The organism is Dyella jiangningensis (genome assembly GCF_003264855.1).
Classification (GTDB): Bacteria; Pseudomonadota; Gammaproteobacteria; order Xanthomonadales; family Rhodanobacteraceae; genus Dyella; species Dyella jiangningensis_C.
Genome location: NZ_NFZS01000001.1, coordinates 1,780,617 through 1,793,390, shown reverse-complemented (window position 1 = coordinate 1,793,390; position 12,774 = coordinate 1,780,617). Strand labels below are relative to the sequence as shown.

Genomic DNA, 12,774 nt, shown 5'->3' with positions numbered 1-12,774 from the left:
GCGCACCCAGTGCGCGATCAAACCTGACGCCACCCTGCACATTTCTCCACCACTGCGTCGCACGCGCTTTGCGCTCAGATAGATAGCGCACCTATCCACAGGCTTTGCCCGCACGCATCCACATTGGCTGTGGAAAACCGCGTCTGGGCGGCGAGCACCTGTTGGTCCTCGAACGTCTGACCGAATCACGACCATCGCTGTGCATTTGCGCGCCACCACGTCGCGACGCGTTTGGCATCAACGGGATAGACCACCTATCCACAGGCTATCGCGAGGCGTATCCACATTGGCTGTGGAAAACCAACGCGTACCGCAGTCGCGCACAGGGTGCGCTCCCACAAAAGCGAACGACTCGATTGCTCAAATTCGCAGCAATGCGTAGCGATGTGTTCCGCGTCAACGAGATAGCGAAACTATCCACAGGCTTCTGCAGCGCGTATCCACATTGGCTGTGGAAAACCATCGCGTATCGCAGTCGCGCATAGGGTGCGCTCCCACAAAAGCGCACGACTCGATTGCTCAAATTCGCATCAATGCGTAGCGATGCATTCCCCATCAACGAGATAGCGCAACTATCCACAGGCTGTCGTGAGGCGTATCCACATTCGCTGTGGAAAACCCTTTGGGCCTCGCGGGCATCGGCTTGAAATTCTAAGGCGTCGCTGTGGGAGCGCACCCTGTGCGCGACACGGGACAAGCCCCACGGCTGATCAATCAAACACCACCGCGTCACCACCGCTTTGCCATCAAGCAGATAGCCCACCTATCCACAGGCTGTCACCGCGCACATCCACACGAGCTGTGGACAACAGCGCAAAAAAAACAGCGCCACAAGGGCGCTGTCTCTGATGCGACATGCAGGGCGCGAATTACGCCACGCGCGGTGCCTTCTGCAGGATGCCAAGCAGGTCGGCCAGCTTGTCGCGCATTTCGCGGCGATCGATGATCAGGTCGATCGCGCCGTGCTCGACCAGGAACTCCGAACGCTGGAAGCCTTCGGGCAAGGTCTCGCGCACGGTCTGCTCGATCACGCGCGGGCCGGCGAAACCGATCAGCGCCTTCGGCTCACCGACGTTGATGTCGCCCAGCATGCCGAGGCTCGCCGACACGCCACCGGTGGTCGGATGCGTGAGCACGCTGATGTACGGCACGCCCGCGTCACGCATGCGCGCAAGTGCGGCCGAGGTCTTTGCCATCTGCATCAGCGAGAACAGCGATTCCTGCATGCGCGCGCCGCCCGTGGCGGAGAAGCACACGAGCGCGCTGCGATCGGCCAGCGCGCGCTCGGCGGCACGGGTGAACTTCTCGCCCACCACCGAGCCCATCGAGCCGCCCATGTAGGAGAACTCGAAGGCGACGGCCATCAGCGGGCGGCCCTTGAGACGGCCGCTCATCGCCAGCAGCGCGTCCTTCTCGCCGGTGGACTTCTGCGCCGCGATGATGCGGTCGCGGTACTTCTTGGAGTCACGGAACTTGAGCGGGTCGCTCGGCTCCATGCTGGCCCACAGTTCCTGCGCCGAACCCGGATCGAGGAACGAATCCAGGCGCGCGCGCGCATCGATGGTGTGGTGGTGGCCGCACTTGGGGCACACCATCAGGTTGCGTTCCAGCTCGGGCCGGTACAGCACCGTGCCGCAGCCGCCGCACTTCTCCCACACGCCTTCCGGCACCTTGCCCTTGCCACCGGTGCCGGTGGCTTCGGTGCGGGCGCGCGGCGTCATGATTTTCTGGAGCCAATTCATCTCATCAAACCTCAAACGCTTTTGCCCTCTCCCCTCAGGGGAGAGGGTCGAGGTGAGGGGTCAATCTTGCCTCAGTCCGGCTTTGAACCCTGTTATGCGTTCAAAGCTCGCTCATTCCACTGCTACCGCAAGCCCCGCCCCTCACCCCAGCCCTCTCCCCGAAAGGGAGAAGGAGCTAAGCGTCAGGCGTCCAGCGCTTGCCGTATCGGCGCGAGAAACCCCTTGGCGCGCGCGACGACGTCATCGACGTCCTCCGCACCCGCCAGGCGCTCCACCAGCGCACTGCCAATCACCACGGCATCCGCGAAGCCGGCGATGGCCCTGGCCGACTGCGCATCGCGCACGCCGAAACCCACGGCCACCGGCGCCTTGGACTTCGCACGGATATCGGCCACGCGAGCCGCGATGTCATCGGTGCTCAATCGTGCCGCGCCCGTGATGCCGGCGAACGAGACATAGTACAGGAAACCCTCGGCCGACCCGCACAACTGCACCATACGCGAGGGTGCGGTCGTAGGCGCCGCCAGCAGGATCTGCTGCAGGCCGGCATCCTTCAGCGGCTTGAGCACCGCCGCCTCTTCCAGGGGGCAATCGACGATCAGCACGCCGTCCACGCCCGCCTGCACCGCCTCCTTGGCGAAGCGGGCATAACCATGGATTTCGATGGGGTTGAGATAGCCCATCAGCACGATCGGGGTATCCGCGTCGCGCTGGCGGAACTGCGTGACCCAACCCAGCACATCGGCAAGACCCACGCCCTTGGCGATCGCACGCTCGCTGGCATGCTGGATCACCGGGCCATCCGCCATGGGATCGGAAAACGGCACGCCCAGTTCGATCAGGTCGGCACCGGCGTCCACCAGCGCATGCATCAGCGCCACGGCATTCGGCGGCGACGGATCGCCCGCGGTGACGAAGGGAATGAGCCCGGTGCGTCCGGCGGATTTCAACTGATCGAAACGACGGTCGATGCGGCTCATACCTGCACTCCTTCACGTGCAGCAATCGTGTGCACGTCCTTGTCACCGCGGCCGGAAAGGTTGCACAGCACGAGGCCATCCTTCGGGTATTCACGCGCCAGCTTGATCGCCTGCGCCACGGCATGGCTCGATTCCAAAGCGGCAAGAATGCCTTCCGTGCGCGCCAGCAAGTGGAACGCTTCGAGCGCCTCGTCATCGGTGACGCCGACGTATTCGGCGCGCCCTGCGTCCTTCAGGAACGCGTGCTCGGGGCCGACACCCGGATAATCGAGACCGGCCGAGACCGAATGCGTTTCGGTGATCTGTCCGTTGTCGTCGCACAGCACGTAGGTGCGATTGCCGTGCAGCACGCCGGGCCGCCCTGCCGCCAGCGAAGCGGCGTGATGGCCCGTGGCAATGCCTTCGCCCGCCGCCTCGGCGCCAACGATGCGTACCTTCTCGTCGTTGAGGAACGCGTGGAACAGGCCGATCGCATTGGAACCACCACCCACGCAGGCAGTGATCACGTCCGGCAGGCGGCCGAACTGTTCCTGCACCTGCACGCGCGCCTCGCGGCCGACGATGCTGTTGAAGTCGCGCACCATCAGCGGGTACGGATGCGGACCGGCAACGGTACCGATGATGTAGAAGGTGTCGGCCACGTTGGTGACCCAGTCACGCATCGCTTCGTTGAGCGCATCCTTCAGCGTCTTGGAGCCCGAGGTCACCGGCACCACTTCCGCGCCGAGCAGCTTCATGCGGTAGACGTTGATCTTCTGCCGCTCGATGTCGACCGCGCCCATGTACACCACGCACTTGAGGCCGAAACGTGCAGCGACCGTGGCACTGGCCACACCATGCTGGCCCGCGCCGGTCTCCGCGATGATGCGCGGCTTGCCCATGCGTTTGGCCACCAGGGCCTGGCCGATGGTGTTGTTGATCTTGTGCGCGCCGGTGTGGTTGAGGTCTTCGCGCTTGAGCAGGATGCGCGCGCCGCCCACCTGCTGCGACAGCCGCTCGGCGTAATAGATCGGGCTGGGACGGCCCACGTAGTACTTCAGGTCACGGTCCAGTTCGGCCAGGAACGCGGGATCCTCGCGCAGGCGCAGGTAGGCCTCGGTCAGCTCGGCCAACGGAGCCATCAGGGTTTCGGCGACATAGCTGCCGCCGTAGGCGCCGAACCGGCCGTGCTCGTCGGGATAGGCGCTGAAGTCGATCTTCGTCATGGGGACACTCGCAAGCGGGGATGCGCTCGACACCCTACCCCAGCGGCTGGTTCCCCAAAAGCGATATGATCGCCGTCATCTGTCAAATAAACTCACAGATGCCATGCCCCGGCCATTGCCCTCATTGAATGCCCTGCTCGCCTTCGAAGCCGCTGCCCGACTGGGAAGCGTGAGCAAGGCAGCGGTCGAGCTGCACGTCACCCACGGGGCCGTGAGCCGACACATCCGCTCACTGGAGGAAGAGCTCGGCCTGGCCTTGTTCCAGCGCCAGGGACGCGGTCTGGCGCTCACGCCGGCCGGGCAGCGCCTGCGCGACACCAGCACGGCGGCGTTTGCCCAGTTGCGCGACACGGTGGAGTCGCTGCGGCCCGAAGCCGGCCACACGCCTTTCGTGCTGGGCTGTCCGGTCAGCCTGCTCGCACGCTGGATGATTCCCCGCCTCGAACGCCTGATGGCCGACCTGCCTGACCTCGACCTGCACCTGCGCCCGCAGGAGGCACCGTTCGATGATGCCCTCGGTGGCCTCGACGCCGCCGTGCTTGCCGGGGAAGCGCCCTGGCCGGCGTCGTGGCATGTGCGTCCCCTGCTGCGCGAACGCATCGGCCCGGTGGTCAGCCCCGAGTTTGCGAAAGCCCGCCGGCTGATCGGGAGACCACCCGAGGTGATCCTCGAGCTGCCGCTGCTGCATACGCAATCGAGACCCCGCGTGTGGAGCAGTTGGGCACAGGCCATCGGCATGGTGCCTGCGCAACTGTCCATGGCGCAGGGCTATCCGCACCTCTACCACCTGATCGAAGCTGCCGTCGCCGGGCGTGGCCTCGCCATGGCGCCTGAGCCGCTGGTGGCCGACGACCTGGCATCGGGGCGATTGGTCGCACCCTGGGGTTTCGTGGACTCTTCCGCGCAATGGGTGCTCGCTACGCCGTCACGCATGCCGGCCGAACGGTCGGAGGCCCTGGCCCGCTGGTTGAAGACGGAATTCAACCGCCACGCCGAGTAGAACGATTGCGCATTTGCGCAGCATCGCGTCGCCGCGCTTTTGCCATCAAGCAGATAGCACACCTATCCACAGGCTTTTCCCGTGTGCATCCACATGGGCTGTGGAAAACGCGCCGCTCCCTATCACTGTAGGAGCGCACCCAGTGCGCGACCGCGGAGCTGAGGCGCTCCGCTCGTGGTCGCGCACTGGGTGCGCTCCTACAGGAGATATCGCGCTAGAGGTAGTGGCGAATGCGCTCCAGCAACTTCATCGACTGCTCAGCGTCGAGCTCACCCAGCCAGCCACGTTTTCCCTCGGGAAGATGTGCGGCAGGATCATCGTCGCCGAACACGTAGTAATCGAGCAGTTCGCGCCACGCCGCACGTTCCGCCGGCGGCAACGACTTGAACAACAGGATGGCGTGCAGAAGGCCGCCAAGGCGCGTATTGGGCACCAGGCCCTTGCCTTGCGGAGGCTTCCACCAGTAGTTCACCAATGCATTGAGCTTGCCGAGCGAAGCGACGTGGTGCCACCACATCGGCGGGATATAGACCGCATCGCCAGGCTCCAGCTCGGCCACCAACGCATGCTCCAGCGCGAGCTTCAATCGCGGGAAGCGGGGGTCGTCCGGGCGATCGAGGCGCGCGATGCTTATCGCCGCGCCGGTCGGCGCGAAATCCAGCGGGCCGACATAGAGGTTACGCACCTGCTCCGGCGGAAACAGCGTGAATCGCCGAACGCCGCATACCACGCAGGCGATGTTCTGGTATTCGTCGAAATGCGCGGGCGTCGTGACCCGGTTGCCGATCCACAGCCGCGGCGGAATCGCAGGGTCGAGCATGGGCACCGCATGCTCGGCAAGCAGCTTCGGCAGGCAACCGGCGATGGTGGCGCTTTGCAAGGCAATGCCCGGCGCCTGGTCCTGATCGATGGATGCCAGCAGGCGTTGCAGCACCTGCGTCACGGTCACCTTGTAGTGGCTGAAGTTGAACGCCTCCACGTCGCCGCGATAACCCACCACGCCATCGGCCTCGGGCGGCATCACCAGCGCATCGACGGTCGTGCCGTTGTCGTGCGCGATGAGGTGCGATGCGAATGCCCGGTCGGATTGCCGCGCCATCGCCACCAGCGGCCAGTGCTTCACCAGCCCCCGAATGATCCTGGGGCGCGCATCGGCGACGAGCGCATCCAGCGCCTCGGGCTGGCCGTCAAAACGAAACTCTTCGATCGGTGCGGACATGCGGTACCCGGGCTGCATCGCGGCTGACCAGCCATGCTAGCAGCGCACCTCGGTTTCCCTGTAGGAGCGCACCCAGTGCGCGATGACCAACGGAGCGGGACAGCCAGCCTCTGCGGTCGCGCACTGGGTGCGCTCCTACAATGAAGCGTTGCGGACGGCCTCGATGAAATCGGCGAGCTTCTGCGGGTCCTTGATGCCCGGCGCCGACTCGACGCCGCTGGCGACGTCGACCGCCCACGGCCGCGCGATGCGGATCGCTTCGGCGACGTTTGCCGGCGTGAGGCCGCCCGCCAGGATCAGCGGCTGTTCCAGTTCCGTCGGCATCAACGACCAATCGAACGCCTTGCCACTGCCGCCGGCTTCGCCGAGGCCATGACCGTCGAGCAGCAAGCCGGCCACCGACGGGTAACGCCGCAGCTTGTGCAACGCCACCTTGCCGTCGCCCATGGCGATGGCCTTGAGGAAACGCCGGCCGAACTGCGCGCACCAGTTGTCCGGTTCTTCGCCGTGGAACTGCAGCAGATCCGGTTGCACGGCCTCGATCACTTCCTGCACGAGTTCGGCGTCGTCATCCATGAACAGCGCGACGGTGCCGACGAACGGAGGCAACGCGCCCACGATGGCCCGTGCCTGCTCAAGCGTGACGCGTCGCTTGCTGCGCGCGGTGAAGACCAGGCCGATCGCATCCGCGCCGAGCCGCGCCGCCAGCACGGCGTCTTCGACGCGGGTCATGCCGCAGCACTTGATGCGTGTCATTGGCTCACCTCCGCAGGCAGGCCCCAGTGTGCCTCGTAGCGCGGACCGAGAAAGGTCAGCCCCGACGCCAGCGCCGTGGGGCCGGCCACGGCGCGGTTGCGTCCGTCGAGCAGTTCACCCATCCAGGACACCGGTTGCTCGCCGCGCCCGATCGGCAGCAGCGAACCGACGATGTTGCGCACCATGTGGTGCAGGAACGCGTTCGCCTCGATCTCGATCACCACCTGCTCGTCCTCGCGACGCACGCTCACTGCCAGCACGTCGCGACGGGCGTGAGCAGCCTGGCAGGACACCGCACGAAACGCGGTGAAGTCGTGCTCGCCGATCAGCACCTGCGCGGCCTCGTGCATGCGCGCGGCGTCCAGCGGCAACCGTTCCCATGTCACGTAGCGTGCATCCAGCGCGGCGCGCACGGGGCGATTGAGGATGCGATAGCGATAGCGCCGGCTGCGCGCGGAGAAGCGCGCATGGAACGACTCATTCACCGGCTGTGCCCACAGCACGGCAACGCTGGTCGGCAGGTTCGAGCAGGTGCCGAGCACCCAGCCGCGCATGTCGCGCTGCACGTCGGTATCGAAGTGCACCACCTGGCAACGCCCGTGCACGCCGGCATCGGTGCGCCCCGCGCAGGTCACTTCCACGGGGTGGGCCGCCACGAACGAAAGCGCCTTCTCCAGCGCGCCCTGCACCGTGTCGCCGTGGCTCAGTCGCTGCCAGCCGGAGAACTCGGTGCCGTCGTATTCGATGCCCAGGGCAAGTCGCATGAAGGAAAAACGCCATCTGCAGGAACGACAAGGGTAACAGGCCCCAAACGGACTCGGGCCGGCAAAGGCCGGCCCGAGCGGGATGTGCAGCGATGGAACCGCGCGTCAGTGGATGCTGTCGAGCAGGCGCCTGGCCACGTCCTTCTGCATCTGGGTACCTTCGTGCATGACTTCCTCGAGCATCGCCTGGGCGCCATCGGGGTCGCCCATGTCGAGGTAGGCACGCGCGAGATCGAGCTTGGTGTCCACCGGATCGTCGCTGAACTGCCCGATCTCGTGGTCCAGCGGCTCCAGCGCATGCGCCGGAAGGTCTTCGGCCGGCTCCGCGAACGCCCAGCTGGTGCTGCCAGTTTCCAGCTCTTCCTCGACGTGGTTTTCGACGGCCGTCGCCGGCGCAGCTGCGGGCGCGCTGGCCTGGTTGTGTGCGTGGCGCGGCGTCAGGTCGAAATCGAAATGGTATTCGCTGACCTTCTTGTTGGGCGCCGAGGGCTGCTGCGGAAGCGGAGGCGGCTCAAGATCGTCCGAGTCGCTGGCATAGCGGTCCAGGTCGAAGTGGTCGAGCGCGTCGTGCTCGTCTTCGCTGCGCGGCGGCACCGGCGCGCCGTGGGAGAACAACGGGTGCTCCGGCACGAGGTCTTCGCCCATGTGCACCACGTCCTGCCATTCGGCCTGCTGCGGATCGGCGATGTGCGCATGCATCGCTTCGGCGGCGGCCTCGAAGTGCTCCACGTCGCGGCGGCTGTAGTAGAGGCTGACCAGTTCCAGGTGCAGGCCGATGTCATCCGGGTGCTCGGCCAGCTGGTCGAGCAGCTCGTCCTGATCGGGATCCGCACTGCCCAGGCCGAGGGTCGGCTCGGTACCGAACCGGTCAGCCAGCGAACCGGTCGAGGCAGCGGCAGCGGTGGCAGCCGGCTTGCGGTTGCGGCCACGCAGCGCGAGCAGGAGCAACAGCACGGCCGCGCCAGCACCCGCGCCCCAGGCCCACGTCTGCATGTACCAGGGTTCTTCCTCGGCCACCGGCGTCGGCGCCGGTGCGGCGGGCTTGGCGGCGGGCTTCGCGATGACCGGCTTGGCAGCGGCGGTGGTGCTGGCGTGCGCCGGCTCGCTGGCCGGCGCCTGGGTCGCCGCAGACGGAGCGGTGGCCGCCGGGGCCGGCTCGTTCGCCTTGACCACGGTGTCTTCGGAGGGCTTCGCAGCCTCCGGCTTGCCCGCTTCCGGTGCCGCGGCTGCGACCTTGGCCGGCGCCGCAACCGGAGCCGGAGCCGGCTGGCCGGCAGCCTTGCGGGCCTCCGCCAGCTGGCGCTGCAGGTCGGCGATCTCGCTGTCCTTCAGGGACAGCAGACGCTCGTTCTTTCCGTTGATGTCTTCCAGGTCCTTCAGGCGCGACTTCAGCTCATTGCCCTGCTGCTGCAGGGTGGTGAGCGCCTCCTGGCTGCGCAGCAGATCCTGGTGAAGGGCGGCCATGCCCTTCTCCGCCGCCTTGTCGCCGCCCTTGCCACCCTTGCCGGCGGCGTTGTCGGCACCTTCCTTGGCGGGAACCAGGGACAGGCGATCACCGGCCGGCGCCGTCGTGGTGGGCGCAGACGAAGCATTCGCACGGGTGCCGGCATCGGCCACCGTGGTGGGCGTGCGCGCGGCGCCGGAACGCCAGTCACCGTTCTGGCGCATCACTTCGGCAGCTGCCGCGGCGACGGCCGTCGCCTGCGCATCGGCCTTAGATGGTACGCGCAGCACGGCACCGGTCTTCAGCGCGTTGATGTTGTCGCGATAGAACGCATCCGGATTGGCCTGCTTGAGCGCCAGCAGCATCTGGTTGATGTCGACGCCTTCAGGCGCCGTCTGATGCGCAATGGCCGACAGCGTCTGGCCACGCTCGACCGGGCCGAACGTGTCGCCCGTCGCAGCACGCGGCGCCGCCGCCGGCTTGGCGGGCTTGGCTTCGGGGGCCGGCGCCGGAGCGGCGGCCTGGCTGGTGCTGGCGGCCGGTGCCGCGCTGGCAGCACGACGCGAAGGCTTGGCGGCGGCCTGCGTCGGGGCGCTGGTCGCCGGCACGTTGTTGGCCACGCTGCTCGGCGGATCGAGCAGGATGGTGAACTCGCGCAGGCTCTTGCCCGCCGCGTTGTTCACTTCGACCAGGAGATCGAGATAGGGGTCGTTCACCGGTGCGGAACTGGTGATGCGGATGACCTTCTTGCCGTTGGCGCCATCGACCACGGCGAACTGCAGGGGAACCGCAGGGCCGGCAGCGACGCCCGCCTGGGCGGCATCCTCGGCGGAAGCCAGGCGCGCGGTGAGGTTCTGCAGCTCGGCCGGGCTGTCGGGATTGACCGGGATTTCGGCCAGCAACGGCTGTCCCAGGGCGGATTTCACCTGGATCTGGCCCAGTTCCAGCGCTGCTGCCTGGCTGCTGCCCAGGGCAAGCGCCAGCAGCATCGACAGCTTCAACGAACGATTCATCGTGTATTCCCCCGAACGACCCCGACGTTTTTATTGGCTCACCGCAAAACGGTGGCATCCGCAACGGGGGTCACTTTAGTTAGGTACAAGCCAATCAACAATAGTACCGGCCAGTATTTACAACATCTTGCTGCAGTTTGTTCTTGTCCGTCCGCATCCCTTCGGCGCGGACCTGCTCAGGGATGACCGGTTCCCTGCTGCGTGGTCTGAAGGGCTTTGAGCTGCCGCTGCAGGTCGGCGATCTGCTGATCCTGCTGCTTCAGTTTCTCGTCCGCCTGGTGCGTCCGGCTTTCTTCCTTCTGGACGTCGCCCTGCAACCGCTTCACCTCTCCCTGTTGCGTGGAAATGGCCTGCTCCAGCTGCTTTTGCTGGGCGGGAGCCTGGCTTTCCGACGCGGCGGTTTTTTGCGCTGCCCAGGCCGGTACCGCAAGCACCAGCCCACACCACACCAGCCTGGACAGCACGACGTTCATTACAGGTAATCCTTGATGAGCAGCTCGGCGACCTGCACGGCGTTCAGTGCAGCGCCCTTGCGGATGTTGTCGGCAACGACCCAGAGATCGAGGCCACGCTCGTGCGAGATGTCCTCGCGAATGCGCCCGACAAACACCGGATCCTTGCCCGCGGCGTCGCCCACCGGCGTCGGATAGCCCCCGGCCTTGCGTTCATCCATCACCACCACGCCCTCGGCGTTCTCCAGCAATTCGCGTGCCTGCTCGGCGGTGATCTTGTCGCGCGTTTCGATGTGCACCGCCTCGGCGTGGCCGTAGAACACCGGCACGCGTACGGCCGTCGGGTTCACCTGGATGGTGTCGTCCTCGAGGATCTTGCGCGTCTCCCACACCATCTTCATTTCTTCCTTGGTGTAGCCGTTAGGCTGGAAGTCGTCGATGTGCGGGATGACGTTGAACGCGATCTGCTTGGAGAACTTCTTCGGCTCCACATCCTGGAAGCTCAGCATCGCGGCGGTCTGCTGGCCGAGTTCTTCCAGGCCGCTGCGGCCGGCGCCGGAGACGGACTGGTAGGTGGCCACGTTGATGCGCTCGATGCCCGCCGCGCGATGGATCGGCGCCAGCGCCACCAGCATCTGCATGGTCGAGCAGTTCGGGTTGGCGATGATCCCGCGCGTGGTGTACTCGGCGATCGCGTGCGGGTTCACTTCGCTGACCACCAGCGGGATGTCGTCCTGGTAGCGGTATTCCGACGTGTTGTCGATCACCACCGCGCCCGCCGCCGCCGCACGCGGGGCATGCTCGCGGCTCACCGAACCGCCGGCCGAGAAGAAGGCGATGTCCACGCCGTCGAAATCGTAGTCGGCCAGGTTTTTAACGGTGACCTGTTTACCGCCAAAGGTGATTTTTTCGCCCGCCGAACGCTCGCTGGCCAGCGGCACCAGCTCGCTGATCGGAAATTCGCGCTCGGCCAGGATGGCCAGCAGGGTTTCGCCCACGGCGCCTGTCGCGCCGACCATTGCCACCTTGTAGCTGCTCTTCTTGCTCATGTCCCGTTATCAGGTAGGAGGAATCGGAAAATCGCCTCGCGGCACCGATCTCCGCTATGCGCGGAAATCTAGCCGGGGCAGCGCACAAAACAACCTGCGACACCCATGGGCGTGAAAGTCATCACGCTTTGGATGCCGCCCAGCGGTTCATCACCGCCGGATTCAGCGGCGTCGGCGGTTTTCCGGCCGACTCGCCAAAACCCATCGCCGCGATCACATTGTCGATGGCCAGATCGGCCATGGCGCGACGCGTTTCTTCGCTGGCGCTGGCGATATGCGGGCTCAGCACCACATTCTCCAACGACATCAGGTCCGGATGCACGGAAGGTTCGCCTTCGAAGACATCCAGGCCCGCGGCGGCCAGATGACCTTCGCGAAGGGCGACCGCCAAGGCAGCATCGTCGACGATGCCGCCTCGTGCAACATTCACCAGCACGGCCGAACGCTTCATCCGCGCCAGTTCCGGCGCGCCGATGACGTGCCGGTTCTCGGGCGTGAACGGCAGCACCAGCACCAGGAAATCGGCCTGGCGCAGCAGTTCGTCCTTGCTGACCAGGGTGGCGTGGCACTCGCGTTCCACCGTCTCCGGCAGTCGCGACCGGTTGTGATACAGCACGCGCATGTCGAAACCGAACGCACGCCGGGCGATGCCCTGCCCGATGCGGCCCATGCCGAGGATGCCCAGGGTGCGGCCGTGGATGTCCCCACCCAGCCAATCATCGAAGCGCATATGGCTGCCCGGCCAATGCCCCGCCCGCAACCAGCGCTCTGCCGCGTTCACGCGGCGACCGGCGGCCAGCATCAGGGCCCAGGCGAAGTCGGCGACGCTTTCGGTGAGCACCTCGGGGGTATTGCTGGCCAGGATGCCGGCACGCGTCAGCGCGTCCACATCCAGGTTGTTGAAACCGACGCCGAGGTTGGCGACCACCTTGAGACGGTGATTGCCTTCCAGCACGGCTGCGTCCACGCGATCAGCCAGGCCGACCACGGCCGCATCCACGCCCGCCAGCTTCCGCTTCAGCTCATCAGGGGTATGGCGATGCTCGACGGCCTCGGCCTCGACGTCGAAGTGTTCGGACAGGCGCGCAAGCACATCGGGGAACAGCGGGCGCGACACCCAGACTTTCGGTTTGGCAGTCATCGGCTTATA

General features: G+C 66.0%; 11 protein-coding genes. 1 reads left to right on the top strand and 10 read right to left on the bottom strand.

All coding sequences use genetic code 11. The features are described 5' to 3' along the window. Positions 1-869: 869 nt before the first annotated feature. The 3 genes from accD to trpB form a co-directional block, all read right to left on the bottom strand. Complete coding sequence (gene accD, locus CA260_RS08035; RefSeq protein ID WP_038619355.1) at positions 870-1,742, bottom strand: acetyl-CoA carboxylase, carboxyltransferase subunit beta; 873 nt, start codon at positions 1,740-1,742, stop codon at positions 870-872. Between the two features lie 182 nt (positions 1,743-1,924). Beyond that, entirely contained in the window at positions 1,925-2,722 is a 798-nt protein-coding gene (trpA, locus tag CA260_RS08030; RefSeq protein WP_111982220.1) for a tryptophan synthase subunit alpha, read from the bottom strand. Then, entirely contained in the window at positions 2,719-3,927 is a 1,209-nt protein-coding gene (trpB, locus tag CA260_RS08025) for a tryptophan synthase subunit beta (RefSeq protein WP_111982219.1), read from the bottom strand. The genes trpA and trpB overlap by 4 nt, the downstream gene beginning before the upstream one ends. Before the next feature lie 103 nt (positions 3,928-4,030). Between trpB and CA260_RS08020 the strand changes: the two genes are divergently transcribed. Then, positions 4,031-4,927: a LysR family transcriptional regulator gene (locus tag CA260_RS08020; protein WP_111982218.1), complete on the top strand. Its 897-nt coding sequence runs from the start codon at positions 4,031-4,033 to the stop codon at positions 4,925-4,927. 214 nt (positions 4,928-5,141) lie between these two features. Here CA260_RS08020 and CA260_RS08015 read toward each other — a convergent pair whose 3' ends face one another. The 7 genes from CA260_RS08015 to CA260_RS07985 form a co-directional block, all read right to left on the bottom strand. Continuing rightward, complete coding sequence (locus CA260_RS08015) at positions 5,142-6,146, bottom strand: cupin-like domain-containing protein (protein WP_111982217.1); 1,005 nt, start codon at positions 6,144-6,146, stop codon at positions 5,142-5,144. 135 nt (positions 6,147-6,281) lie between these two features. Beyond that, positions 6,282-6,902 (bottom strand): phosphoribosylanthranilate isomerase, encoded by a 621-nt coding sequence (locus CA260_RS08010; protein ID WP_111982216.1) that lies wholly within the window; start codon positions 6,900-6,902, stop codon positions 6,282-6,284. After that, positions 6,899-7,666 carry a tRNA pseudouridine(38-40) synthase TruA gene (truA, locus tag CA260_RS08005; RefSeq protein ID WP_111982215.1) on the bottom strand — a complete coding sequence of 256 codons (768 nt, stop codon included), beginning with the start codon at positions 7,664-7,666 and terminating at the stop codon, positions 6,899-6,901. The genes CA260_RS08010 and truA overlap by 4 nt, the downstream gene beginning before the upstream one ends. Before the next feature lie 105 nt (positions 7,667-7,771). Beyond that, on the bottom strand, positions 7,772-10,123 hold the full coding sequence (locus CA260_RS08000; RefSeq protein WP_111982214.1) for a FimV/HubP family polar landmark protein: 2,352 nt from the start codon (positions 10,121-10,123) through the stop codon (positions 7,772-7,774). Between the two features lie 176 nt (positions 10,124-10,299). Continuing rightward, positions 10,300-10,596, bottom strand: coding sequence for a hypothetical protein (locus CA260_RS07995; RefSeq protein ID WP_111982213.1), 297 nt, complete (start codon positions 10,594-10,596; stop codon positions 10,300-10,302). Further along, entirely contained in the window at positions 10,596-11,624 is a 1,029-nt protein-coding gene (locus tag CA260_RS07990) for an aspartate-semialdehyde dehydrogenase (RefSeq protein ID WP_111982212.1), read from the bottom strand. Before CA260_RS07990 ends, CA260_RS07995 begins: the two co-directional genes overlap by 1 nt. Positions 11,625-11,745: 121 nt before the next feature. Next, the gene (locus CA260_RS07985) at positions 11,746-12,765 is read right to left on the bottom strand and encodes a 2-hydroxyacid dehydrogenase (RefSeq protein WP_111982211.1); all 1,020 of its coding nucleotides are present in this window, start codon (positions 12,763-12,765) and stop codon (positions 11,746-11,748) included. Positions 12,766-12,774 lie beyond the last annotated feature (9 nt).